At 71.0% G+C, this 23,351-nt stretch carries 23 protein-coding genes and 1 riboswitch; of the genes, 18 read left to right on the top strand and 5 right to left on the bottom strand.

Annotation, left to right across the window (positions count from 1 at the left end; all coding sequences use genetic code 11):
* Positions 1–116 precede the first annotated feature (116 nt).
* Complete coding sequence (gene gcvT, locus ACIRQ9_RS20575) at positions 117–1,244, bottom strand: glycine cleavage system aminomethyltransferase GcvT (protein ID WP_404175032.1); 1,128 nt, start codon at positions 1,242–1,244, stop codon at positions 117–119.
* Positions 1,245–1,400: 156 nt separating this feature from the next.
* Positions 1,401–1,498, bottom strand: a riboswitch (glycine riboswitch).
* A 162-nt stretch (positions 1,499–1,660) separates the two neighbouring features.
* Here gcvT and ACIRQ9_RS20570 point away from each other — a divergent pair.
* The 10 genes from ACIRQ9_RS20570 to ACIRQ9_RS20525 all read left to right on the top strand — a co-directional run bounded on the left by ACIRQ9_RS20570 (position 1,661) and on the right by ACIRQ9_RS20525 (position 13,469).
* On the top strand, positions 1,661–2,344 hold the full coding sequence (locus tag ACIRQ9_RS20570) for an AAA family ATPase (protein ID WP_404175029.1): 684 nt from the start codon (positions 1,661–1,663) through the stop codon (positions 2,342–2,344).
* A gap of 103 nt (positions 2,345–2,447) precedes the next feature.
* On the top strand, positions 2,448–3,239 hold the full coding sequence (locus ACIRQ9_RS20565) for an enhanced serine sensitivity protein SseB (protein WP_404175026.1): 792 nt from the start codon (positions 2,448–2,450) through the stop codon (positions 3,237–3,239).
* Positions 3,240–3,408: 169 nt separating this feature from the next.
* Entirely contained in the window at positions 3,409–4,200 is a 792-nt protein-coding gene (locus ACIRQ9_RS20560) for an enhanced serine sensitivity protein SseB C-terminal domain-containing protein (RefSeq protein ID WP_404175023.1), read from the top strand.
* A gap of 676 nt (positions 4,201–4,876) precedes the next feature.
* Positions 4,877–5,884 carry an ABC transporter permease gene (locus tag ACIRQ9_RS20555; RefSeq protein ID WP_404175020.1) on the top strand — a complete coding sequence of 336 codons (1,008 nt, stop codon included), beginning with the start codon at positions 4,877–4,879 and terminating at the stop codon, positions 5,882–5,884.
* A 69-nt stretch (positions 5,885–5,953) separates the two neighbouring features.
* Complete coding sequence (locus ACIRQ9_RS20550; RefSeq protein ID WP_404175017.1) at positions 5,954–7,750, top strand: ABC transporter substrate-binding protein; 1,797 nt, start codon at positions 5,954–5,956, stop codon at positions 7,748–7,750.
* A gap of 111 nt (positions 7,751–7,861) precedes the next feature.
* Positions 7,862–8,860 (top strand): ABC transporter permease, encoded by a 999-nt coding sequence (locus ACIRQ9_RS20545; protein ID WP_404175014.1) that lies wholly within the window; start codon positions 7,862–7,864, stop codon positions 8,858–8,860.
* Positions 8,857–9,954, top strand: coding sequence for an ABC transporter ATP-binding protein (locus tag ACIRQ9_RS20540; RefSeq protein ID WP_404175011.1), 1,098 nt, complete (start codon positions 8,857–8,859; stop codon positions 9,952–9,954). Before ACIRQ9_RS20545 ends, ACIRQ9_RS20540 begins: the two co-directional genes overlap by 4 nt.
* A gap of 14 nt (positions 9,955–9,968) precedes the next feature.
* Positions 9,969–11,273 carry an ABC transporter ATP-binding protein gene (locus ACIRQ9_RS20535; RefSeq protein WP_404175007.1) on the top strand — a complete coding sequence of 435 codons (1,305 nt, stop codon included), beginning with the start codon at positions 9,969–9,971 and terminating at the stop codon, positions 11,271–11,273.
* 97 nt (positions 11,274–11,370) lie between these two features.
* The gene (locus ACIRQ9_RS20530; RefSeq protein ID WP_404175003.1) at positions 11,371–12,762 is read left to right on the top strand and encodes a M1 family metallopeptidase; all 1,392 of its coding nucleotides are present in this window, start codon (positions 11,371–11,373) and stop codon (positions 12,760–12,762) included.
* 47 nt (positions 12,763–12,809) lie between these two features.
* A complete protein-coding gene (locus ACIRQ9_RS20525; RefSeq protein WP_404175000.1) occupies positions 12,810–13,469 on the top strand; it encodes a trimeric intracellular cation channel family protein in 660 nt (219 codons plus the stop codon).
* Here ACIRQ9_RS20525 and ACIRQ9_RS20520 read toward each other — a convergent pair.
* Positions 13,378–14,607, bottom strand: a complete 1,230-nt coding sequence (locus ACIRQ9_RS20520) for an alpha/beta hydrolase (RefSeq protein WP_404174997.1) — start codon at positions 14,605–14,607, stop codon at positions 13,378–13,380. The two genes, ACIRQ9_RS20525 and ACIRQ9_RS20520, sit on opposite strands and share 92 nt — an antisense overlap.
* Positions 14,608–14,772: 165 nt before the next feature.
* On the opposite strand from ACIRQ9_RS20520, the gene ACIRQ9_RS20515 reads away from it, so the two are divergent.
* Entirely contained in the window at positions 14,773–15,624 is an 852-nt protein-coding gene (locus ACIRQ9_RS20515) for a thioesterase family protein (RefSeq protein WP_404174994.1), read from the top strand.
* Positions 15,625–16,115: 491 nt separating this feature from the next.
* Here ACIRQ9_RS20515 and ACIRQ9_RS20510 read toward each other — a convergent pair whose 3' ends face one another.
* Positions 16,116–16,754, bottom strand: a complete 639-nt coding sequence (locus ACIRQ9_RS20510) for a TetR family transcriptional regulator (protein ID WP_404174991.1) — start codon at positions 16,752–16,754, stop codon at positions 16,116–16,118.
* A gap of 122 nt (positions 16,755–16,876) precedes the next feature.
* Between ACIRQ9_RS20510 and ACIRQ9_RS20505 the strand changes: the two genes are divergently transcribed.
* The 3 genes from ACIRQ9_RS20505 (at position 16,877) to ACIRQ9_RS20495 (ending at position 18,657) form a co-directional block, all read left to right on the top strand.
* A complete protein-coding gene (locus tag ACIRQ9_RS20505; protein WP_404174988.1) occupies positions 16,877–17,044 on the top strand; it encodes a hypothetical protein in 168 nt (55 codons plus the stop codon).
* A 32-nt stretch (positions 17,045–17,076) separates the two neighbouring features.
* Positions 17,077–17,352, top strand: a complete 276-nt coding sequence (locus tag ACIRQ9_RS20500) for a DUF4190 domain-containing protein (RefSeq protein WP_401647927.1) — start codon at positions 17,077–17,079, stop codon at positions 17,350–17,352.
* 141 nt (positions 17,353–17,493) lie between these two features.
* Positions 17,494–18,657, top strand: coding sequence for a cysteine desulfurase family protein (locus tag ACIRQ9_RS20495; protein WP_404174985.1), 1,164 nt, complete (start codon positions 17,494–17,496; stop codon positions 18,655–18,657).
* Between the two features lie 57 nt (positions 18,658–18,714).
* Here the strand turns inward: ACIRQ9_RS20495 and ACIRQ9_RS20490 are convergent, their stop codons facing one another.
* On the bottom strand, positions 18,715–19,368 hold the full coding sequence (locus ACIRQ9_RS20490) for an N-acetylmuramoyl-L-alanine amidase (RefSeq protein WP_404174982.1): 654 nt from the start codon (positions 19,366–19,368) through the stop codon (positions 18,715–18,717).
* A gap of 60 nt (positions 19,369–19,428) precedes the next feature.
* On the opposite strand from ACIRQ9_RS20490, the gene mnmA reads away from it, so the two are divergent.
* Positions 19,429–20,562, top strand: coding sequence for a tRNA 2-thiouridine(34) synthase MnmA (gene mnmA / locus ACIRQ9_RS20485; RefSeq protein ID WP_404174979.1), 1,134 nt, complete (start codon positions 19,429–19,431; stop codon positions 20,560–20,562).
* Positions 20,563–20,565: 3 nt separating this feature from the next.
* On the opposite strand, the gene ACIRQ9_RS20480 is transcribed toward mnmA, so the two are convergent.
* Positions 20,566–20,892, bottom strand: coding sequence for a DUF427 domain-containing protein (locus ACIRQ9_RS20480; protein ID WP_404174976.1), 327 nt, complete (start codon positions 20,890–20,892; stop codon positions 20,566–20,568).
* Positions 20,893–20,942: 50 nt separating this feature from the next.
* Here ACIRQ9_RS20480 and ACIRQ9_RS20475 point away from each other — a divergent pair, with 50 nt between their 5' ends.
* The 3 genes from ACIRQ9_RS20475 (at position 20,943) to ACIRQ9_RS20465 (ending at position 23,344) form a co-directional block, all read left to right on the top strand.
* Entirely contained in the window at positions 20,943–21,482 is a 540-nt protein-coding gene (locus ACIRQ9_RS20475) for a TIGR00730 family Rossman fold protein (RefSeq protein WP_404174973.1), read from the top strand.
* 7 nt (positions 21,483–21,489) lie between these two features.
* On the top strand, positions 21,490–22,188 hold the full coding sequence (locus tag ACIRQ9_RS20470) for an SDR family oxidoreductase (protein WP_404174970.1): 699 nt from the start codon (positions 21,490–21,492) through the stop codon (positions 22,186–22,188).
* Positions 22,189–22,342: 154 nt separating this feature from the next.
* A complete protein-coding gene (locus tag ACIRQ9_RS20465; RefSeq protein WP_404174967.1) occupies positions 22,343–23,344 on the top strand; it encodes a methionine synthase in 1,002 nt (333 codons plus the stop codon).
* Positions 23,345–23,351 lie beyond the last annotated feature (7 nt).

Below are 23,351 nucleotides of genomic sequence, written 5' to 3'. Positions count from 1 at the left end.
TACGCGGTGGGGTGCTGGTGAAAGAGAAGTGCGCGAAACACACGTGAGCAGCGCAAATGTGCGCAGGGTCACGCACCGCCGGGCTCAGTGTCTCCCTGCGGGTCCCGCCTCGGGGTCTACTTCTGGCGCTTGTAGAACGGCAGGGCCACGACCTCGTACGGTTCGTGGCTGCCCCGGATGTCCACGCCGACACCCCCGGTGCCCGGCGCCGAGTGCGCCGCGTCGACGTACGCCATGGCGATCGGCCTGCCGAGCGTGGGGGAGGGGGCGCCGGAGGTGACCTCGCCGATCACCTTGCCGTCCGCGACCACCGGGTACCCGGCGCGCGGCACGCGGCGGCCCTCGGCGACCAGGCCGACCAGCACCCGCGGCGGCTCGGCGGCGGCCCGGTCCGCGGCCTCCCGGAGCGCCTCGCGGCCCACGAAGTCGCCGTCCTTCTCGAACTTCACGACCCGGCCGAGACCGGCGTCGAAGGGGGTCAGCGAGGTGGTCAGCTCGTGCCCGTACAGCGGCATGCCCGCCTCCAGGCGCAGGGTGTCGCGGCAGGACAGGCCGCAGGCCACCAGGCCGACGCCGGCGCCCGCCTCGGTGAGCGCCTCCCACAGCGCCACCGCGTGCTCCGGCTTCACGAACAGCTCGAAACCGTCCTCGCCGGTGTAGCCGGTGCGGGCGATCAGCGCCGGGACGCCGGCGACGGTGCCGGGCAGCCCGGCGTAGTACTTGAGGCCGTCCAGGTCGGCGTCCGTGAGCGACTTCAGGATCCCGGGCGACTCCGGCCCCTGGACGGCGATCAGCGCGTACGCGTCCCGGTCGTCGCGCACCTCGGCGTCGAAGCCGGCGGCACGCTCGGTCAGCGCGTCGAGGACCACCTGGGCGTTCGAGGCGTTGGCCACGACCAGGTACTCGGTCTCGGCCAGCCGGTAGACGATCAGGTCGTCGAGGATGCCGCCGTCGGCCCGGCAGATCATGGTGTAGCGGGCGCGGCCCACGCCGACGGAGGCGATGTTGCCGACCAGGGCGTGGTTCAGCAGGGCGGCGGCCTGCGGGCCGGTCACCGCGATCTCGCCCATGTGGGAGAGGTCGAAGAGGCCTGCCCTGGTCCGCACCGCGACGTGCTCGTCGCGCTCGGAGCCGTAGCGCAGGGGCATGTCCCAGCCGGCGAAGTCGGTCATGGTGGCGCCGAGCGAGCGATGCAGGGCATCGAGCGCGGTACGGCGCGGTCCAGCGGAATCGGAACTGCTCATCGGTCGGTCGTCTCCCAAAGATCCCAGGGCATGACAGGCGAGGTCGGTCCTCCCCATCTGTCATCGGAACCTGAGAGGTTCGCCTCGACCACGGACGTGGTCACGGCTTGCACCTTGGGTGGGACCGCCGGTGGGCGGTCCGCTTTTCAGATGTGCCTCGCCCGCGCGGTAACGGTGCCTGAGAGATTCAAGGGAGGGACTTGCTCCTTCGGCGCCCCGGCGAACACTGCCAGGGACTCTCCCGCGCGGATTCAAACGGCCGGTATGCAGTTGGCGCGCACATCATTGCACGCCGGGCCGGGCTTTGTGACAGGCCTGTGGCCGGAAGCGGACGGAACCGCGAGACACCGTGCATTACCTTCTCTTTACACTAAGCGGGGAGAACCTTTCCTGAACCCCCAGGGAGGACGGTCACGGTGACAAGGACCACGGCGTACGTGACGACGGGCATCGCCCTGCCGGGACAGCCGGCCGCCCCGGCCCGCGAGCGGCACGAGGAGGGCCCGGCGCGGGTCGTCCGCGACCTGCGCGACCGGACCGGCCGCAGCCCGCACGGCCTCCTCTTCGGCCCCCGTGACCTGGTCGTGGTCACCGGCCTGCCGGGCAGCGGCAAGTCCACCCTGATGCACCGCGCCGTCCAGGGCATCCGGATCGACTCCCAGGACACCCGCGACCGCTGGGACGCCCGCCTGGCCCGCTTCCTGCCCTACGCCCTCTACCGCCCGCTCGTCCGCCTCGCCCACTACGCCGGACTGCGCCGCGCGCTGCGCGGCGGCGAGGGCGTGGTGGTGCACGACTGCGGCACCCAGGCCTGGGTGCGCGAATGGCTGGCCCGCGCGGCCCGCCGCCGCGGCGCCACCCTGCACCTGCTGCTCCTGGACGTCCCGCCGGGCGCGGCGCTGGACGGCCAGCGCGCGCGGGGCCGCGGCGTCTCCCGGTACGCCTTCCTGCGCCACCGCCACGCCGCGTCCCGGCTGGTGCGCGCGGTGGAGAGGGGCGGGCTGCCCCGGGGCGTCGGCTCGGCGGTGCTGCTCGACCGGGACGCGGCCGACGTCCTGTGCCGGATCGCCTTCCGCGAGCCGGAGAAGCCCGCGGAGTGAGGCCCTCCGCATGGGTGGGCGGCTCGGAGGGTGGGGCATTGTCACAGCCACCCGATAGCCTTTTCGGACTCAGCAGCAGCGGTTTCCAGCAGGCGGTAGGCAGATGGACTTCCCGGCGGACCTTCCCGCGGACTTCCCGGCACAGGCGCACCCCCACCCGCACGGCGGTTGGCCCGGCAACGAACTGGAGGAGGTCCTGTCGGCCTCCCTCGGCGTTCCCGCGGCCGCCGGCCGGCTCATCGAGGTACTCGGCCGCAGTTTCCTGTGGATCCCGCTGCCGGAGGGCGGCGGCCCGCACAGCGGTTCCCTCGACCTGCCCACCACGGAGATCGAGGGCCGGGTGTACGTGCCGGTCTTCAGCTCCGAGGAGCAGTTCCGCCAGGTGGCCGGCTCCCACCTGTCGTACACGGTCGCCCCGGCCGTCGAGTTCGCCCGCGGGCTGCCCCCGCAGGTCGGCATCGCCGTGAACCCCGGTGGCATGGTGGGCGTCCCGCTGCCGCCCGAGGCGGTCGCCGAGCTGTGCCGGGCCGGCCTCAGCGAACTGGACGGCATCGCCTCGGGCGGCCGGGTCCGGCTCTTCGAACCGGACTGGCAGGACGACCCCATGGACTTCCTGGCGGCGGCCTCCGCGGAGTTCGCGGCCACCGGCGTGGTCGCCACGGCCCGCCGCTGCCTCGCCGTGGTCGAGACGGCGGACCCGGTGATGTTCGTGGGCGTCGAACTCTCCCAGTGGGAGGGCGACATCAGGGCGCTGCCCCTGGAGGCGCTGGGCCGGGCGCTGGGCCGGGTCCCGGTCACGTGGCCGGTCAACCTGGTCCTGCTCGACGTCGCGGACGATCCGGTGGGCCACTGGATGCGGGAGAAGGTCCGGCCCTTCTACCAGTTCGGCCACTAGAGACGAGTACGGCCACGGGAGGCGAACCGCGGGCCACGGACCCAGGGCGCGGGGAACCGCGCGCCGGGCCACGACGAGGTCCGCGGCCGCCGACGAACCATCGGCCCGCACTCCCTCGGCGCTTAAGCTGTCCCCGAAGGCGGGGCGACAAATGAAGGGGCGGTAACACGTGAGCGCCAGCGGCACCGCGGCGGCCGGGCAGGTCGAGCACATGCTGCGCCAGGTAGCCCCCGGGCGGTACGACGCCTACGAGGCACTCCTCCGCGCCCTCGCCACGCCGTCCTCCGGTCAGGTCTGGATGCTCCTCTGGCACGGCCAGGGCGGCTCCCCTGACGCCCAGTACGGGAACATGGAGGTCGACGGCCACGGCTACGCGCCCTGCGTGACCTCCGCCCAGGAACTGTCGGCGAGCGGCTGGAACCGCTCCTACGAGGTCGTCGACGGCCTCGACGTGGCCCGCACGCTCTATCCCGACCACTTCGGCCTGTGGCTCAACCCGCACGCCCCGGGCGGCGGGGTCGGCATCCCGTGGCCGGACCTGCGGCGCATCGCGACCGGTCTGGAGCGCCAGCCCGCGGGCCCGCTGCGCCTGGCCGAACCGTCCATCGAGGTCCCGCAGTTCTACGCGCTGCTCGCGCAGAACGCCCACCGCACGCCCGCCGTCCGCTCGCTGCGGCGGGCCTGGGTGCAGCCGGCGCTCGGCGATCCGTACCTCGCCATCGGGCTCGACGTGTACGACACGTCGCCGCCGGCCGTGGACTCGGTGCGGGCGATGATGCAGCAGTCCATCGGGGCGGTGCCGGACGGGCTGCCGGTGTCGACGGTCGCCATGACCGACGAGTTCGACCCGGTGGTGCTGTGGATGCGGGCGGCCGCCCGCCCGTTCTACGACCGCGAGGCCCACGCGGCACCGGCACCGGCCGCGGGCTACGGCTATCCGCCGGCGCCCGCCGGCTACTGAGCGAACGACCGCACCGCGCCCGTCCTCGAAAGGACGGGCGCGGTCTTTTGTCGTGCGGGCGGATTCGGGATCACCGGCACGGGAATTCCCGCAGTGCCACGTGACCGCCGCCGGGCCTCCGGCGCGAGGAACCGGGCGTGGTGCCCCTGACGGAGCGCCTGAGCGCCCGAGGACCGGCACCGACCGGCTGACCTCGTACGCGGCCGTCGCGGGCGCGGAGGCGGACGCCCGGCGGCGACGGCGCCGGAGCCGCCGTGAACGCGTCGCAAAAGGAATCCCGCGGGTCCCGGTATTCCGGGACGGGGAATCCTCAATTCCGTTGGTGAATTCCCTTCACCGCGCTGTGATCCAGATCACGGGAGCCTCGGGTGTGGCCGGGATCCGGGCGTGCGGGCGGGCGGGTCTCCGCGTGTAGACCGGAGGCTTTGCGGCGCTGATGTGGCGTCTTGCCAGGCTTGCCCCTGTCCGACAGGTGTTACCCGTCGTTCGGATAACGAAACCGTTTGCTCGTATCACGGTTGCGCATCCATTCACCGTCAACTCTGGTAACTGGTCGCCGCGGCGTTGAAGACTCGCGCTCCAAGGGGTGTTCACCCCTGCCCAGGAGAGAGTGATCATGCCGCTACCAGCGGCAAGTGCAAGCCGGCTACAGCCGGTTGAGAGGGGTCCCTGCCAGATGACGGCACCATTGCACGAGCCGACCGCGGAAGCGGCCCCGAGCGCGGCCGAGGAAGCGGCGGCGGCGACCGCCGGCGAAAAGGCCGTTCAGGGGCGTTCCCTGGGCCGGATCGCCTGGGAGCGCCTGAAGCGGGACAAGCTCGCCCTCACGGGCGGCGTAGTCGTGCTCGTCCTCATCGTGGTCGCCCTCCTCGCGCCAGTGATCACCCACTTGCTCGGCCAGGATCCGGACGCCTACAACGAGACGCTGATCGACCCGCTGTTCGGCACCCCCAAGGGGTCCCTCGGCGGCATCAGCGGCGACCACCTGCTGGGCGTCGAGCCGGTCAACGGCCGCGACATCCTCGCCCGGATCCTCTACGGCGCCCGGGTGTCCCTCCTGGTCGGCTTCCTCTCCGCCCTCGTCGCGGTGGTGCTGGGCACCGTCCTCGGCATCCTGGCGGGCTTCTTCGGCGGCTGGGTGGACTCGTTCATCAGCCGCGTGATGGACGGCCTGCTGGCCTTCCCGCAGCTGCTCTTCACGATCGCCCTGGTCTCCGTCATGCCGAACAACATGCTCGGCCTGTCCGGTTCCAACGTGCGCGTGTTCGTGATGATCCTGGTCATCGGATTCTTCGGCTGGCCCTACATCGGACGCGTGGTGCGCGGCCAGACGCTCTCGATGCGTGAGCGCGAGTACGTCGAGGCCGCCCGCTCCCTGGGCGCCGGCCGGTTCTACATCCTGTTCAAGGAACTGCTGCCGAACCTGGTCGCGCCGATCATCGTCTACACGACGATGATGATCCCCACCAACATCCTCACCGAGGCGGCCCTCAGCTTCCTGGGCGTCGGCGTCAAGCCGCCCACCTCGTCCTGGGGACAGATGCTGTCGAGCGCGATCGACTACTACGAGTCCGACCCCATGTACATGGTGGTTCCGGGTGTGGCGATCTTCATCACCGTGCTCGCCTTCAACCTCTTCGGCGACGGCGTGCGTGACGCGCTGGACCCGAAGGCCTCCCGCTGAACTGCCGTACCCCAAGCGTCCCGTGGCACCAACACGGGGTCTCTCATCTAATCCGGAGGATCCGAGATCGTGACAACCCAACGCACCTCAGGGCGGCGTAAGCAGGCCTTTGCCGCCGCTGCTGCGGTCGCCGCACTGCTGACCACGGCGGCGTGCGGCGGCAGCAGCGACGACAACGGCGGCGGTTCGAAGAACGGCGCCGCCGGCTTCGACGCGGCCAACAACAAGGTCGCCCAGGCCTCGCTGGCCAAGAAGGGTGGCACGCTGCGCTTCGGTGGAGCCCAGGACGCCGACTCGTGGGACACCACGCGCGGCTACTACGGCTTCATGTGGAACTTCGCGCGCTACTACAGCCGCCAGCTGGTCACGGGCAAGACGGAGCCGGGCAAGGCCGGCGCCGAACTGACCCCGGACCTCGCCACCGGTCTCGCGAAGGTCTCGGACGGCGGCAAGACCTACACGTACACCCTGCGTGACGGCGTCACGTGGGAGGACGGCAAGCCGATCACGTCCAAGGACGTCAAGTACGGCATCGAGCGCGTCTGGGCGCAGGACGTGCTGTCCGGCGGCCCGACGTACCTGAAGGACTTCCTCGACCCCAAGGGCGAGTACAAGGGTCCCTACAAGGACACCTCCAAGGACCACCTGGGCCTGAAGTCCATCACCACGCCGGACGACAAGACGATCGTCTTCCACCTCCCCGAGGCCAACTCGGACTTCCAGGAGGTCCTCGGCCTGGTCTCCGCCTCGCCGGTCCGCCAGGACATGGACACCAAGTCCAAGTACGGCCTGAAGCCGTTCTCCTCCGGCCCGTACAAGTTCGAGTCGTACAGCCCCGGCAAGAGCCTGACGCTGGTGCGCAACACCGAGTGGAAGCAGGCTTCGGACCCGGTCCGCAAGGCCTACCCCGACAAGATCACCGTCCAGTTCTTCTCGGACGCCAACCAGCTGGACCAGCGCCTGCTCAACGGTGACCTGGACCTGGACATCAACCAGACGGGCATGTCCCCGCAGGGCCGCACCACCGCCCTGAAGGAGCACAAGGGCAACCTGGACAACCCGGTCTCCGGCTACATCCGTTACGCGGTCTTCCCGCAGAGCGTGAAGCCGTTCGACAACATCGAGTGCCGCAAGGCCGTCATCCTCGGTGCGGACCACGTCTCGCTGCAGACCGCGCGCGGTGGCCCGATCGCCGGTGGTGACATCGGCACCAACATGCTCCCGCCGTCCGTCCCGGGCTCCGAGGGCCAGAAGTACGACCCGTACAGCATCGCCGGTGCCAACAAGGGCGGCAACGCCGCGAAGGCCAAGGAAGCCCTGAAGGCCTGCGGCAAGCCGAACGGCTTCTCCACCACCATCGCGGTCCGCAACAACAAGCCGGTCGAGGTGGCCACGGCCCAGTCGCTCCAGGCGTCGCTGAAGAAGATCGGCATCAACGCCCAGATCGACCAGTACGACGGTTCGCAGACGGCCGGCATCATCGGCAGCCCGTCGAACGTCAAGAAGAAGAACTACGGCATCATCATCATGGGCTGGGGTCCGGACTTCCCGACCGTCCAGGGCTTCGGTCTGCCGCTGTGGGACAGCAAGTACATCCTGCAGAGCGGTAACAACAACTACGCCCTGATCAAGGACAAGACGATCGACGGTCTGTTCTCCCAGTACGTCACCACGCTGGACGACGCGGGCAAGACCAAGATCTCGACCGAGATCAACCACAAGGTCATGGAGGGCGCGTACTACCTGCCCTTCACCTTCGAGAAGTTCATCAACTGGCGTAGCGACAACCTCGCGAACGTGTACACGTCGGACAACTACAGCGGCATGTACGACTTCGTGAACCTCGGTCTGAAGTCCGCGAAGTAATCCCGGCACACCCGCCGTACGGCACGAAAGGCAGGTGAAGGCCGGCGTCGCGTGGTCGCGGGCCATCGGAAGACCTCCGGTGGCCCGCGGCCCGGCGGCGGGCCGTAAGCTGTGCTCGCTTACCTGATCAGGCGGCTGTTCGCCGCCGCTGTGATGCTCGTGGTCATCGTCATGGTGGTCTTCGGCATCTTCTTCCTCGTCCCCAAGTGGGCAGGCGTCGACATCGCCGCGAGCTTCGTGGGGAAGCAGGCCGACCCGGCTGCGGTCGAGGCCGTGCGGCAGAAGCTGGGTCTCAGCGACCCGATCTACTCCCAGGTCTGGGAGTTCTTCAAGGGGATTTTCGCCGGCCGCACCTATTCGGGCGGCGGCGACGTCACGCACTGCGCCGCGCCCTGCTTCGGTTACTCCTTCCGCAGCGAGCAGGCCGTCTGGCCGGTGCTCACCGACCGCTTCCCGGTGACCCTGGGTCTGGCGCTCGGTGCCGCCGTGCTGTGGCTGATCTTCGGTGTCGCGGCCGGTGTGCTCTCCGCTCTCAAGCGGGGCACCATCTGGGACCGCGGCGCGATGGTCGTCGCCCTGGCGGGTGTCTCCCTGCCCATCTACTTCACCGGTCTGCTCAGCCTGGCGATCTTCGCCTTCGGGCTGAAATGGATCGACGCGCAGTACGTGCCCCTCGACCAGAGCATCGGCGGCTGGTTCGGCGGCATGATCCTGCCCTGGATCACCCTCGCGTTCCTCTACGCGGCGATGTACGCCCGGATCACCCGCGCCACCATGCTGGAGATCCTGGGCGAGGACTACATCCGCACGGCGCGCGCGAAGGGCCTCAAGGAGCAGACGGTCATCGGCAAGCACGCCATGCGCTCCACGATGACCCCGATCCTGACCATGCTCGGCATGGACCTCGGCGCCCTCATCGGAGGCGCCATCCTGACGGAGTCGACGTTCAACCTGCCCGGCCTCGGCCGCGCGGTGCTCGACGCCATCCGCAACCAGGACCTGCCCATCATCCTGGGCGTGACCCTGATCACTTCTCTCGCGGTGCTGATCGCCAACCTCGTGGTGGACATCCTGTACGCCGTGATCGACCCCCGAGTGAGGCTCACATGACCGACCTGAGCAAGAGCGGGGCCGCCCTGGGCGAGCCCACCTCCGCTTCACCCGCCCCGACGTCCTTCCTGGAAGTGCGCGACCTGAAGGTGCACTTCCCGACCGACGACGGCCTGGTCAAGTCCGTCGACGGACTCAGCTTCTCGCTGGAGAAGGGCAAGACCCTCGGCATCGTGGGAGAGTCCGGCTCCGGCAAGTCGGTGACCTCGCTCGGCATCATGGGCCTGCACACCGCCGGCCAGTACGGCAAGCGCAAGGCGCAGATCTCCGGCGAGATCTGGCTGGACGGCACCGAGTTGCTGTCCGCCGACCCCGACCACGTGCGCAAGCTGCGCGGCCGGGACATGGCGATGATCTTCCAGGACCCGCTGTCCGCGCTGCACCCGTACTACACGATCGGCCAGCAGATCGTGGAGGCGTACCGGATCCACCACGACGTCGACAAGAAGACCGCCAAGCGCCGCGCGGTCGAGATGCTCGACCGGGTGGGGATCCCGCAGCCCGACAAGCGCGTCGACAACTACCCGCACGAGTTCTCGGGCGGTATGCGTCAGCGCGCGATGATCGCGATGTCGCTGGTGAACAACCCCGAGCTGCTGATAGCGGACGAGCCGACGACGGCCCTGGACGTGACCGTCCAGGCGCAGATCCTCGACCTGATCCGGGATCTGCAGACGGAGTTCGGCTCCGCGGTCATCATCATCACCCACGACCTGGGCGTCGTCGCCGAACTCGCCGACGACATCCTGGTGATGTACGGCGGACGCTGCATCGAGCGGGGTCCGGCCGACAAGGTGTTCTACGAGCCCCGCCACCCCTACACCTGGGGTCTGCTCGGCTCGATGCCGCGGCTCGACCGTGAGCAGCAGGACCGCCTGATCCCGGTCAAGGGCTCCCCGCCCTCCCTGATCAACGTCCCGTCCGGCTGCGCCTTCAACCCGCGCTGCCCGTACGCCGACGTCCCGAAGGACAACGTCACCCGCACGGTCCGCCCCGAGCTGACCGAGGTCGGCAGCCAGCACTGGGCCGCCTGCCACATGACGCAGGAGCAGCGGGAGCGTATCTGGACCGAAGAGATTGCGCCGAAGCTGTGAGCGAGGACAAAGCGGTGACCATCCCTGCGCAGAGCGAAGGTGCCACCCTCACCAAGGACGCCGCCCACGGCGAGACCCTGCTGAAGGTGACCGGGCTCCAGAAGCACTTCCCGATCAAGAAGGGCCTGCTCCAGCGGCAGGTCGGAGCCGTGCACGCGGTCGACGGCCTCGACTTCGAGGTCAAGGCCGGCGAGACGCTGGGCGTCGTGGGCGAGTCGGGCTGCGGCAAGTCGACGATGGGCCGGCTGATCACCCGGCTGCTGGAGCCGACCGGCGGCAAGGTCGAGTTCGAGGGCAAGGACATCACCCACCTCGGGGTCGGCGGGATGCGTCCGCTGCGCCGCGACGTGCAGATGATCTTCCAGGACCCGTACTCGTCGCTGAACCCGCGCCACACCATCGGCACGATCATCAGCGCCCCGTTCAAGCTCCAGGGCGTCACGCCTCCCGGCGGTGTCAAGGCGGAGGTCCAGCGGCTGTTGTCGGTCGTGGGCCTCAACCCCGAGCACTTCAACCGCTACCCGCACGAGTTCTCCGGCGGTCAGCGCCAGCGCATCGGCATCGCCCGCGCGCTCGCCCTGAAGCCGAAGCTGGTCGTGGCGGACGAGCCGGTGTCCGCGCTGGACGTGTCGATCCAGGCCCAGGTCGTCAACCTGCTGGACGACCTCCAGCAGGAGCTCGGCCTGACGTACGTGATCATCGCGCACGACCTCTCGGTGGTCCGGCACGTCTCGGACCGCATCGCGGTGATGTACCTCGGCAAGATCGTGGAGCTGGCCGACCGCGAGTCGCTGTACAAGGCGCCGATGCACCCGTACACCAAGGCGCTCATGTCGGCGGTGCCGATCCCGGACCCGCGGCGCAAGAACGCCAAGAGCGACCGGATCCTGCTCAAGGGTGACGTGCCCTCGCCGATCTCGCCGCCGAGCGGCTGCCGCTTCCACACCCGGTGCTGGAAGGCGACGGAGATCTGCCGGACGACCGAGCCGGTGCTCGTCGAGCTGAAGCCCGGTCAGCAGGTCGCCTGCCACCACCCGGAGGCCTTCGAGGACCAGGCCCCGCAGGACACGGTGCTGCTGACCGCCGCCAAGGAGGCGGCCGAGCTGGTCTCCGACGAGGTGCTGGCGGAGTCGGCGGAGACGTCGGCTGCGGTGGCGGCGGAGGTGGCCGAGACCGCGGAGTCCGCGGAGCCGGCCGAGCCCGTGACGCCGGCCGAGGCCGCGCGGATCACCGAGGCGGCGGAGGACTCCGGGTCCACCGGGTCCACCGAGCCCGCCGCGTCGTCCGAGGACGCGGGCCAGGAGTCAACGGACAAGTAACACATGACAAGTTGGCAAAGTCATGTACATGCCTGAACGGGAGAGTTCAGAGTCGTCCGCGTCCGACGTATCGGCGCACGCGCGAAAGGGACGACTCATGAAACTCTCCCGTTCGGCACGTCTGGCGGCTGTCGCCACCGCGGCAGCCGCCTCCTTCGTCATCGCGGCCGCACCCGCCCCCGTCCAGGGCGCCCCCGGCATCGGCGACCCCTACTTCCCGGAGCTGGGCAACGGCGGTTTCGACGCCCGCCACTACGACCTCGACGTGGCGTACAACCCGGACACCGACCGCCTCGACGGTGTCACGACCCTCACCGCACGGGCCACCCAGAACCTCTCCTCCTTCGATCTCGACCTTCAGAAGCTGGAGGTCGCACGGGTCGAGGTGAACGGCAGGAACGCCCGTTTCACGCGCAGCGGCGACGAGATCACCATCACGCCGAGAAGCACGCTGCCCAAGGGGCGCGAGTTCACCGTCTCGGTCACCTACGGCGGCATACCCGAGGCCCTCACCGGCCCCATCGTCTTCGGCTCCGACTACGGCTGGATGAAGACCCCCGACGGCGTCTTCGTCGCCTGCGAGCCCAACGCCGCCTCCACCTGGTTCCCGTCCAGCGACCACCCCTCCGACAAGGCCACCTACGACATCCGGATCAAGGCCCCGAAGGGGCTGACCGGCGTGTCCAACGGACGGCTGGTCTCGACCTACGACAAGGGTGCCTCGACGTACACGCACTGGCGCGAGAGCAGGCCCATGGCGACCTACCTCGCCACCGCCACCATCGGGAAGTTCGACGTGCGGACCGGGAGGACGCCCTCCGGCATCCCGATCTACGTCGCCATCGACCCGGTCCTCGCGAACAGCAACAGCGTCGACGTGTACGCCGTGACCGCGGCCGCCACCGACTACTGGTCCACGCTCTTCGGGCCGTACCCCTTCGAGGAGACCGGCGCCATCGTCGACGACATGCCGGAGGCGGGGTTCTCGCTGGAGGTGCAGAGCAAGCCGGCCTACTCGGCGGTGCGCAACGAGTCCACGATCGTGCACGAGCTGGCCCACCAGTGGTTCGGCGACTCGGTGAGCGTGGCGCAGTGGAAGGACATCTGGCTCAACGAGGGCTTCGCCACCTACGCCCAGTGGCTGTGGGCGGAGCACCAGGGCACCCGTTCGGCCCACGACTCCTTCCTGGCCGGCTACAACTCCCGCCCCGCCGACAACGCCTTCTGGCAGACCGTGGTCGCCGACCCGCAGCGCGACACGATGTTCGCCTCGGCCGTCTACCAGCGCGGTGCCATGACCCTCCAGATGCTGCGCGAACGCATCGGGGACACCGCGTTCTTCAAGCTGCTGCCCGCCTGGACGAAGCTGCACCGCTACGGCAACGCCGACACCGCCGACTTCATCAGGCTCGCGGAGAAGGTCTCCGGGCAGCAACTGGACGACCTCTTCCAGACCTGGCTGTTCACTCCAGGGAAACCCGCCCTGTGAGCCTGGCTTTGTAAGGTTCACGCACCCTGACAGGTCACAATGTCAGGGTGCAGCTCCAGCAACTCTTCTCTCCCTCCGTCCAGCACACGCTCGATGTCATCGGCATCTTCGTCTTCGCGATCTCCGGCGCGCTGCTGGCCGTCCGCAAGAACTTCGACGTCTTCGGCATCGCCGTCCTCGCCGAGGTCACCGCGCTGGGCGGAGGGATCTTCCGGGACGTGATCATCGGCGCGGTGCCCCCGGCCGCCTTCACGGACCTCGGCTACTTCGTCACCCCGCTGCTCACGGCGCTCGTGGTGTTCTTCCTGCACCCGCACGTCGAACGCATCCAGTCCGCGGTGCTGGTCTTCGACGCCGCCGGCCTCGGTCTGTTCTGCGTGACCGGCACCACGAAGGCCTACTCCTACGGCCTCAACCTCACCTCCTCGGTGGCCCTCGGGCTCGCCACCGCGGTCGGCGGCGGTGTGCTCAGGGACGTGCTCGCCAACGAGGTCCCCTCGCTGCTGCGCTGGGACCGCGACCTGTACGCGGTCCCGGCGATCGTCGGGGCGACCCTGGTGGCCGTGTGCATCCGCTACGACGAGCTGACCCCGCTCACCAGCGGGCTCGCGGTCGTCACCGCTTTCGTGCTGCGCCTGCTCGCGATGCGGTTCCACTGGCGAGCGCCGCGCGCGTGGAACCGGCGGACGACGGTTCGCGAGGAGTAGTGCCGGACCTCAGGTGGCTCTGGCCCATGTTGACCGTCAGCCACTCGAAGACGGACGGCACCTGAGGCCGCCACAGCGCCATGTTGTGACCGCCCGCGCTGTGCGGCAGGAACACCACGTGCACGGTGGTCGGTGCCTTGGCGATCTGTTCGAGCGCCACCGCGGCCTGGTAGCCGTCGCCGGACTCGCCGGAGAGGTAGAGGGCGATCCGGGGCGGGACGGGCGCCTTGCGCAGCAGCAGGTAGGGGTTGTTCCGCTCGCGCAGGGTCACGCTCTGCGCGGTGAGCGAATTGCGTTCGCCGATCGGGTCGTTGTAGCCCGACAGGCTGATCGCGGCCCGGTAGCGGTCCGGGTGGGCGACGGCCAGCTTGACCGCGCAGTGCGCGCCCGCCGAGTACCCGGCGACCGCCCAGTTCGCGGGCCCGGCCGCGGCGCGGAAGTTGTCGCTCACCATCCTCGGCACGTCGATGCTCAGCCAGCTGTCGGCGTTGACGGTGCCCGGGACGTTCGCGCAGCCGGTGTCCGTGCCGGCCAGCAGGTTGGTGCGCGGCGCCACCAGGATGAAGGGCGCGACCCGGCCGCTGCGCATCAGCGGCTCCAGTTGCTCGTGCACCTTCAGGGAGCCGAACCAGGCCTTGGCCGAGCCGGGGTAGCCGGGCAGCAGTTCCACCACCGGGAACCGGTGGTGGCGGTAGGCCGGTTCGCCGTACTGGGGCGGCAGCCAGACGTAGACCTCGGCGTCGACGCCCGAGACCCGGCCCTTGAGCTGGGTGACCCGCACGCCGCCGGCCGCGTGCATGGCCGGTCCGTCGGCCGCCGCGAACTGCTGCGTCACCTTGGGCAGCCGTCGCAGCGCCATGCCACCGGTGCCGTCCTGGCCGAGGTTCGCGGCCCGCTGGACGTGGTTGCCGGTACCGAGCAGGTCGGCCCAGTTGTCGTACAGGTTGTTCTGGTTGTTGACCATCACGAAGATCAGCGTCACCGCGGTGGCCTGGGCGAACAGCAGCATCAGAACCCGGGCCGCGGCACGCACGGCCTTGGGCCCGCGCACCCTGGACCACAGGACGAGCGGGACTATGAGGGCGACCACGGACAGGACGATGGTGGTGTAGAGGAACGGCGTCCCGGTGAGGCTCATGTCCCCATAGAGGGGAACGACCGGCTCCGGGTTACGGACGTGTCCGGATACTTACCCAGAAATTGCCGGAACCTCACCCGGCGGGTGGATCCCTTACCCAGGGGGCGGCTGGTGTGTGCGTCACAAAAGCTACCGCTTAGTAATCACCTCTTGTACTGTTCTGGCATGCCAGAAGCAGCTTCCACGCGGGCCGTGATCGGCGACAGCGAGTTCGACCGCGACACCGCGGTCACCCGGCGCGCGCCCGGGGTCTACGACGTCGACCTCTCCGCCGGCTGGACCATCATCAGCGCCGTCAACGGCGGCTACCTGCTGGCCGTCCTCGGCCGGGCCCTCGCGGACACGCTGCCGCATCCGGACCCGTTCACCGTCTCCGCGCACTACCTGACCGCGTCCCAGCCGGGCCCGGCCGTGATCCGCACGGACACCGTCCGCACCGGCCGCACCCTCTCCACCGGCCAGGCCTCCCTCTTCCAGTACGACGCCGACGGCAACGAGGTCGAACGCATCCGGGTCCTCGCCTCCTACGGCGACCTCGCCGCCCTCCCCGACGACGTCCGCACCACGGCGACCCCGCCCGCCATCCCGCCCATGGACCGGTGCTTCGGCCCCGAGGACGGTCCGGCTCCGGTCGACGGCAGCTCCGCCATCACCGAGCGGCTGATGCTCAAGCTGGACCCGTCGACCCTCGGCTGGGCCCTCGGCGCGCCCTCCGGCAAGGGGGAGATGCGCTCCTGGTTCGGGCTCGCGGACGGCCGGGACGCCGACCCCCTCGCCCTGCTCCTGGCGGTCGACGCGCTGCCGCCCACCGCCTTCGAGATCGGCCTCAAGGGCTGGGTCCCCACGGTCGAACTCACCGTCCACGTCCGCCACCTTCCCGCCCCCGGCCCGCTGCGCGTCTCCGTCACGACTCGCAACCTGGCCGGCGGCTTCCTGGAGGAGGACGCCGAGGTCTGGGACAGCAACGACCGGCTGGTCGCCCAGTCCCGGCAGCTGGCCCGGGTCCGCCTCGGCTGACGCCTCGGGTCGGACCCGTCCCGGCGCGCTTTCCTGAGCCGCGCCTTGCCCGAGCCGCAGGCCGGGCGCCGTCGCCCTCCGGCAGCGGCGGCTCCGGGCCGTCGCCATCCTGTCGGGCGCCGTCCGGTAACGCCTCCGGCGCGCCGGGCGGAGCCCCGTCGGGTGCGCCCACAGCCACCTCCACGGCGCGGCCGACCGGGCACCCCCACCGGCATGCCGAGCGGCGCTCCGGGGGGCGGCCGGGGCGGCCCCGGCGGCTGCGGCGCCGGTCAGGGGGGCCATGCGCCGGCGGCGCGGCGCCCGGCGGGGCACCGGTCGGGGTGGCGACGCGGGCGACGAAGAGCTGACACCGGGCCTCGTACGGCCTCGTACGGCCGTCGTACGGCAGGGGCGGTGCGGCCGGGGGCACCGGCCGGGGTGGCGAGGCGGGTGACGAAGAGCTGACACCGGGCGCCGTACGGCCTCTTACGGTCGCCGCACCGCCCCTGCCGTCACCCGTCCTGGTCCAGCCAGTGCTGACGGCCGAGGCTGATCAGGCGCATCCGGCGGGCGGCGGTCTGGGCGACGCGGTCCCGCTCCGCCTGCGACGGCTCCGGCGACTCCAGGGTCTCCAGGAACAGGGACGCGGTGATGAGCATCTGGTCCACGTAGAGGTGGGCCAGCATCAGCAGGTCCTCGTCGTTCCACCCGGCGGCCTCCGGGTCCTTGGCCAGCTCGGACTTGACCTCCTCGGCGAACCGGGCCAGCTGGTCCCGGATGGCCTCGCGCACCGGCTGCACCCCGCCGTGCCGCTCCCTCGCGATGAACCGGACGTGCGCCGGGTGCGCGGCCACGTGGTCCGCGATCAGCCGCACGGCGCGCGTGACGCGCTCCGGGCCGGGGGTGGAGACGGTCGCGCGCACCATGGGATGCAGGCTGCCGAGCGCCTCGTCGACCAGGGCCACGCCGAGGTCGGCGGTGGAGCGGAAGTGCCGGTAGAAGGCGGTCGGGGCGACCCCCACGGCCCGGGTGACCTCCCGCAGCCCCAGGCTGCTCAGGCTCTGTTCCTCCAGCAGCGCCAGCGCCGCGTCCAGAAAGGCCTGGCGGGTCTTCTGCTTCTGGGCCTGCCGGATGCCGAGGGTGTGACTCATGTCATCCAGTTAACAACTGTTCTCCGGAATTGAAAAGCCGTCGGAGTTGCTAGACTCGAAGTCAGTGAACAACTGTTACTACAACCGTTCACCCAAATGTAACGGAGGGGGGATCTCATCCCATGCTGTTCCTCGTCGCCGCACTCATGCTGCTCGGCGTGGTGCTGGGCACCGTGGCCCACGCGCCGCTCGACGTCACCGCGGGAATCGCCGCAGTGATCGCCGTCTGGCTGGCCGTCTTCGCGCTCCGCGAGCGCACCGCCCGCCGGCGCCGCACCTCGGCCAACTGACCGTCCACCACGACCTCCAGGAGCTGAGCATGCTGCACCTCACCGCCCCGGCCGCCACCACCCGGCCGCAACCCCGTACCCGCGACGCCGACGGCATGGCCGTGGCGTCCTTCATCCTCGGCCTCCTCGGCCTGCTGGTCCTGAACCTGTTCCTCGGCCCGATCGCGATCGTCCTGTCGCTGGTCTCCCTGTGGCGCGGCACGGCGCGCAAGGGCCGCGCGTACCTGGGCCTGGCCCTCGGCGTGGCGGACCTCGGAGTCCTGGCGATCGCGATGGCGGCGTCGAACACGATCTCCTGGAGCCTGTAGCAGCGCGGTCGCACAAGCGTCCCCTCAGGGGCGCGGGGAACTGCGCGACAAGCCGCGAACCTCCGGTACCCGCACACCGGCACAGGCCACCTACGGCGGCTGGGCGACCCTTGTCCCGCCCCCCGTAGAATCGAGCCCACCATGGCCTACCTCGACCACGCCGCCACCACCCCGATGCTCCCGGAAGCGGTGGAAGCGCTCACCGCCGCCCTCCACGTCACCGGCAACGCGTCCTCCCTGCACGCCTCGGGCCGCAAGGCACGCCGCACGGTCGAGGAATCCAGGGAGACCCTCGCGGCAGCGCTCGGCGCCCGCCCCAGCGAGGTCGTCCTCACCTCCGGCGGCACCGAGGCCGACAACCTCGCGGTCAAGGGCCTGTACTGGTCCCGCCGCGACGCCGACCCGGCCCGCACCCGCGTCCTGTCCAGCCCCGTCGAGCACCACGCCGTCCTCGACGCGGTCGACTGGCTGGGCGAGCACGAGGGCGCGACCGTCGAGTACCTCCCCGTCGACCGTTACGGCCGGGTCCACCCCGAGGCGCTGCGCGAGGCGATCGCCCGCAACCCCGACGACGTGGCCCTCGCCACCGTCATGTGGGCCAACAACGAGATCGGCACGGTCCTGCCGGTCCGCGAACTCGCCGACGTGGCCAACGAGTTCGGCGTCCCGCTGCACGCCGACGCCGTCCAGGCCGTCGGCCAGACACCGGTCGACTTCGCCGCCTCCGGCCTCGCCGCGATGACCGTCTCCGGCCACAAGGTCGGCGGCCCCTACGGCATCGGCGCCCTGCTTCTGGGCCGCGAGTACACCCCCGTACCCGTCCTGCACGGCGGCGGCCAGGAGCGGCACGTCCGCTCCGGCACCCTGGACGTCCCGGCGATCGCCTCCTTCGGGGTCGCCGCCCACCTCGCCGTCGAGCGCCGCGAGTGGTTCGCCCGCGAGATCGGCGCCCTGCGCGACCAGTTGATCGACGCCGTGCGCACCGCCGTACCCGACGCCCTCCTCGGCGGCGACCCGGTGGACCGGCTGCCGGCCAACGCCCACTTCACCTTCCCCGGCTGCGAGGGCGACTCGCTGCTCCTGCTGCTCGACGCCCAGGGCATCGAATGCTCGACGGGCTCCGCGTGCACGGCCGGAGTGGCCCAGCCCAGCCATGTCCTGCTGGCCACCGGGACCGACCCGGACCTGGCCCGCGGCACCCTGCGGTTCTCGCTCGGCCACACCTCCACCGAGGCCGACGTGGAGGCGGTCGCCAAGGCGATCGGCCCCGCGGTGGAACGGGCCCGGCTCGCCGGACTGAGCTGACCGGACCGGGTCGACCCCACTGGGCCGAGCCACGGACCGCGCCGGCCGTCAGGGCCGTCAGGGCCGTCCGGCCCGCCGCACGAGGCCCATGTAGCGGTCCCAGTCCCAGTGCCGGCCCGGATCGGTGTGGTCCGTCCCCGGCACCTCGACGTGGCCGATCACGTGCTCCCGGTCCATCGCCATGCCGTACCGCCGGCATATCGCCGCCGTCAGCCGCGCCGACGCCGCGTACATCGCGGGGGTGAAGTCCTGCGGGCGGTCCACGAACCCCTCGTGCTCGATGCCGACACTGCGCTCGTTGTACGACCGGTTGCCCGCGTGGAAGGCCACGTCCAGCTCGCGCACCAGCTGGGTGATCCGCCCGTCCTTGCGCACGATGTAGTGCGCCGCCGCCTCGTGCGCCGGGTCCTGGAAGACCTTCACCGCGCTCGCGTAACCGCCCTGGGTGACATGGATGACCACCCGGTCCACCGGATAGTCGTCCGGCCGGTTCGCCGTGCGGTAGTTCGCCGGTGACGCGGCCACCCAGCGCGCGCCCCTGAAGTCCACCGCGCCCGCCACCCGCGCCTTGCGCACGCCGGGCAGCCGCCAGTACAGCCGCGTCAGTTCGTCCCTGGTCAGCACCACCGTGCCCGCGGCCGCCGCCGCCCCGCCGATCAGCAGTGCCCGCCGCCCGATCCGCCGGTCCCGATCACCCGTCGTCGCCCCCATGTGATCTCCAACGGATACCCGCGGGCCCCGGTTCCCGCGCCCCCGTACCCTGGAGGGGCTATGACTGAGACCCCGCAGCGCACCCGTCCCCTCCGCGTCCTCGCCGCCATGTCCGGCGGCGTGGACTCCGCCGTCGCCGCCGCCCGCGCCGCCGAAGCCGGCCACGACGTCACCGGCGTCCACCTCGCGCTCTCCGCGAACCCGCAATCCTTCCGCACCGGCGCGCGGGGCTGTTGCACCATCGAGGACTCCCGGGACGCCCGCCGCGCCGCCGACGTCATCGGCATCCCGTTCTACGTCTGGGACCTCGCCGACCGCTTCCGCGAGGACGTCGTCGAGGACTTCGTCGCCGAGTACGAGGCGGGACGCACCCCCAACCCGTGCCTGCGCTGCAACGAGAAGATCAAGTTCGCGGCCCTGCTCGACAAGGCCCTCGCCCTCGGCTTCGACGCCGTCTGCACCGGGCACTACGCGAAGATCGTGACGCTCCCCGACGGCTCCCGCGAGCTGCACCGCGCCTCCGACATGGCGAAGGACCAGTCCTACGTCCTCGGCGTCCTGGACGAGCGGCAGCTCGCGCACGCGCTCTTCCCGCTAGGCGACACCCTGACGACCAAGGACGAGATCCGCGCCGAGGCCGAGCGCCGCGGCCTCGCCGTCGCCAAGAAGCCCGACTCCCACGACATCTGCTTCATCGCCGACGGCGACACCCAGGGCTTCCTGGCCCGGCGCCTGGGCAAGGCCGAGGGCGACATCCTCGACGAGTCCGGCGCCAAGGTCGGCACCCACGAGGGCGCGTTCGGCTTCACCGTCGGCCAGCGCAAGGGCCTGCGGATCGGCACCCCCGCGGCCGACGGCAAGCCGCGCTACGTCCTCGACATCTCGCCCGTCGACAACACCGTGACGGTCGGCCCCGCCGCCGCCCTGGACGTCAGCGCCCTGACCGCCATCAGGCCGCGCTGGTGCGGCACCGCCCCCACCGCCGCCGGCGTCTACACCGCCCAGCTCCGCGCGCACGGCGGCGAGACCGAGGTGCGCGCGGAACTGGTCGGCGGTGAGCTGCGCGTCACGTTCACGGAGCCGGTCCGTGGCGTGGCACCGGGCCAGGCGATCGTCCTGTACGACGACTCGCGTGTCGTCGGGTCGGCGACGATCGCCTCGACGGTACGTACCGCCGACGTGGCCCGCGCCTGAGACTCAGCCGGTGACCTCGACCTCGTAGAAGCAGAGGTGGTCCTTGATCTCGGCGACGTCGGACTTGGGGTCGGGGTAGGCCCACACCAGGTCCGGCGCGTCCGGCAGGGACCAGTAGGACGCGGTGCCCTTGAAGGGGCAGACGGTGTGCGTCTCGGAGGGGGTCAGGAGATCCAGCCGGACGTCCTCGGCGGGGATGTAGTACCGCATGGGGCTGCCGGTCTCGCGCAGGATCAGGGGCCGGTCGCTCTCGGCCAGCACGAGGTCGCCGTGCACCACGCGCACGGGCCGGTCGCTCTTCTCGATGGTGATCGTGTGTCCAGTAGCCATACAGGGATGACAGCGGCGGGCGCCCGCTTGTTCCCGCCTACCCTGGCCCCATGCGAATCTGTGTCTTCCTCTCCGCCGCCGACCTGGACGAGCGCTACACCCGGCCCGCCCGTGACTTCGGGGAACTCATCGGCAAGGGCGGCCACACGCTCGTCTGGGGCGGCTCCGACACCGGGCTGATGAAGGTCGTCGCGGACGGTGTCCACGAGGCCGGTGGCAGGCTGCTGGGCGTCACCGTCGAGTTCCTGGCGAACAAGGCCCGGCCGGGAGCCGACGAGATGGTGATCGCCGCCGACCTCGCGGAGCGCAAGCGGCTGCTGCTGGAGAAGTCCGACGCCGTGGTGATCATGGTCGGCGGCACCGGCACCCTGGACGAGGCCACCGAGATCCTGGAGCTCAAGAAGCACCGCCGCACGGACAAGCCGGTCGTCCTGCTGAACACCGACGGTTTCTACGACGGCCTGGAGCAGCAGTTCCGCCGCATGGAGGCCGAGGGATTCCTGCCCCGCCCGCTGGCGGAGCTGATGCACTTCACCGCCGAACCCGCCGACGCGCTCGCCCACCTCGAGGCGAACCGGCCCGCCGGCTGATGCGAGCATGGCCCTCATGGCAACTCATGTGATCACCGGGGCCGGTTCCGGCATCGGCGCCGCCGTGGCCCGCCGTCTGCACGCGCGCGGGGACGACCTGGTCCTGCACGCGCGCGACGCGGGGCGGGCGAAGGAACTGGCCGCCGAGTTCCCCGGCGCCCGCACCCTGGTGGGCGACCTGGCGGACCCGGACAAGCTCTCCTGGGCCTTCTCGCACCAGACGCTCCCCGACCGCGTCGACACCCTCCTGCACGTCGCGGGCGTGGTCGACCTCGGCCAGATCGGCGAGCTGACCCCGAAGTCCTGGCGCCACCAGCTGAACGTCAACCTGGTCGCACCGGCCGAGCTGACCCGGCACTTCCTGCCCCAGCTGCGCGCCGCCCGCGGCCAGGTGCTGTTCGTCAACTCCGGCGCCGGCCTGAACGCCCACGCGGGCTGGGCGGCGTACGCGGCCTCCAAGCACGGCCTCAAGGCCCTCGCCGACGCCCTGCGCCACGAGGAACACGGCAACGGCGTGCGGGTCACCTCGGTCTACCCGGGCCGCACGGCCAGCCCGATGCAGGCCAAGGTCCACCAGCAGGAGGGCAAGGAGTACGACCCGGCGAAGTGGATCGACCCCGAGTCCGTGGCGACCGCGATCCTGACCGCCCTCGACCTGCCGCGGGACGCGGAGATCAACGACCTGACCATCCGCCCCGGCGGCTGAGAACAGACGTCCTGAGGCCGAGCGCCCCGCGAGGGGCGCGGGGGCCGCGTTCCCGTGCGGCAGCCGCCGCGCGGGGGTGACCGGCCCCCACGGCCCGCACCCGACGACTCACCGCCTTCCCCCCCTGCCGGCCCACCGACCCTAGGCTTCCCCCGTGAACGCAACCCCCTCCTTCGGCCCCGCGACAGCCATCGGCTCGCTTCCCGGCACCGACGCCCGAGAGGCCGCCAAGACCGCCACCGGCAGCTTCGAGGACTTCCCCTTCCTTCCCGAACTGCCCGCGCGCGGCCCCGGCGCTGACATGATCGGACGCACCGCCGGCCTGCTGGTCGAGCTGTACGCGCGCGTGGAGCCCAGCGGCTGGCGGCTCGGCGACCGGCCGGGCCGGGACACCCGCCGGGCCGTCTCCTGGCTCGGCGAGGACCTGGACGCCCTGGAGGAGTTCACCCAGGGCTACCAGGGCCCGCTCAAGGTCCAGGCGGTCGGCCCCTGGACCCTCGCCGCCGCCCTGGAACTGCGCAACGGCGAGGCGGTGCTCTCCGACCCCGGCGCCTGCCGCGACCTGGCCGCCTCCCTCACCGAGGGACTGCGCCTGCACCTCGCCGAGGTCCGCCGCCGCGTCCCCGGCGCCCGGCTGGTCCTGCAGCTCGACGAGCCGTCCCTCACCGCCGTGCTGCTGGGCCGGGTGCGGTCCGCGAGCGGCTACCGCACCCACCGCGCCGTGGACCGCCAGGTCGTCGAGTCCACGCTGCGGGACGTCGTCGGCGTCCAGGCGGGCGGCCCGGTGGCCGTCCACTCCTGCGCCCCCGACGTGCCGTTCGCGCTGCTGCGCCGGGCCGGGGCCGCAGCCGTCTCCTTCGACTTCTCGCTCCTCACCGAACGTGACGAGGACGCCATCGGCGAGGCCGTGGAGGGCGGCACCCAGCTGTTCGTCGGTGTCGTACCCGGCACGGACACGGCATTGTCAGACCCTGCCGGTAGCGTCATGGGTGTCAGGACGCTGTGGCGCAGGCTGGGGCTGCAACCGGGACTTCTCGCGGAGGCGGTGACGGTCACCCCGTCGTGCGGGCTCGCGGGCGCTTCCCCCGCGTACGCCCGGCAGGCGCTCGCCCACTGCGTCCAGGCGGCGAGATCACTCGCGGACAACCCAGAGTAACGGGAGG

The organism is Streptomyces sp. NPDC101237 (assembly GCF_044767465.1).
In the GTDB taxonomy this organism is placed as follows: domain Bacteria; phylum Actinomycetota; class Actinomycetes; order Streptomycetales; family Streptomycetaceae; genus Streptomyces; species Streptomyces gramineus.
Note: the sequence above shows the minus strand (reverse complement) of the source record. Positions and strands in the feature narration are given on the sequence as shown.

Excerpts from the sequence above, each read along its gene's own strand:
- ACIRQ9_RS20505 (WP_404174988.1), top strand. The coding sequence starts at position 16,877 with ATGCTGTTCCTCGTCGCCGCACTCATGCTGCTCGGCGTGGTGCTGGGC.
- ACIRQ9_RS20555 (WP_404175020.1), top strand. The coding sequence starts at position 4,877 with ATGACGGCACCATTGCACGAGCCGACCGCGGAAGCGGCCCCGAGCGCG.
- ACIRQ9_RS20520 (WP_404174997.1), bottom strand. The coding sequence starts at position 14,607 with ATGAGCCTCACCGGGACGCCGTTCCTCTACACCACCATCGTCCTGTCC.
- ACIRQ9_RS20540 (WP_404175011.1), top strand. The coding sequence starts at position 8,857 with ATGACCGACCTGAGCAAGAGCGGGGCCGCCCTGGGCGAGCCCACCTCC.
- ACIRQ9_RS20515 (WP_404174994.1), top strand. The coding sequence starts at position 14,773 with ATGCCAGAAGCAGCTTCCACGCGGGCCGTGATCGGCGACAGCGAGTTC.
- ACIRQ9_RS20510 (WP_404174991.1), bottom strand. The coding sequence starts at position 16,754 with ATGAGTCACACCCTCGGCATCCGGCAGGCCCAGAAGCAGAAGACCCGC.
- ACIRQ9_RS20530 (WP_404175003.1), top strand. The coding sequence starts at position 11,371 with ATGAAACTCTCCCGTTCGGCACGTCTGGCGGCTGTCGCCACCGCGGCA.
- ACIRQ9_RS20495 (WP_404174985.1), top strand. The coding sequence starts at position 17,494 with ATGGCCTACCTCGACCACGCCGCCACCACCCCGATGCTCCCGGAAGCG.
- ACIRQ9_RS20480 (WP_404174976.1), bottom strand. The coding sequence starts at position 20,892 with ATGGCTACTGGACACACGATCACCATCGAGAAGAGCGACCGGCCCGTG.
- ACIRQ9_RS20475 (WP_404174973.1), top strand. The coding sequence starts at position 20,943 with ATGCGAATCTGTGTCTTCCTCTCCGCCGCCGACCTGGACGAGCGCTAC.
- mnmA (WP_404174979.1), top strand. The coding sequence starts at position 19,429 with ATGACTGAGACCCCGCAGCGCACCCGTCCCCTCCGCGTCCTCGCCGCC.
- gcvT (WP_404175032.1), bottom strand. The coding sequence starts at position 1,244 with ATGAGCAGTTCCGATTCCGCTGGACCGCGCCGTACCGCGCTCGATGCC.
- ACIRQ9_RS20565 (WP_404175026.1), top strand. The coding sequence starts at position 2,448 with ATGGACTTCCCGGCGGACCTTCCCGCGGACTTCCCGGCACAGGCGCAC.
- ACIRQ9_RS20470 (WP_404174970.1), top strand. The coding sequence starts at position 21,490 with ATGGCCCTCATGGCAACTCATGTGATCACCGGGGCCGGTTCCGGCATC.
- ACIRQ9_RS20490 (WP_404174982.1), bottom strand. The coding sequence starts at position 19,368 with ATGGGGGCGACGACGGGTGATCGGGACCGGCGGATCGGGCGGCGGGCA.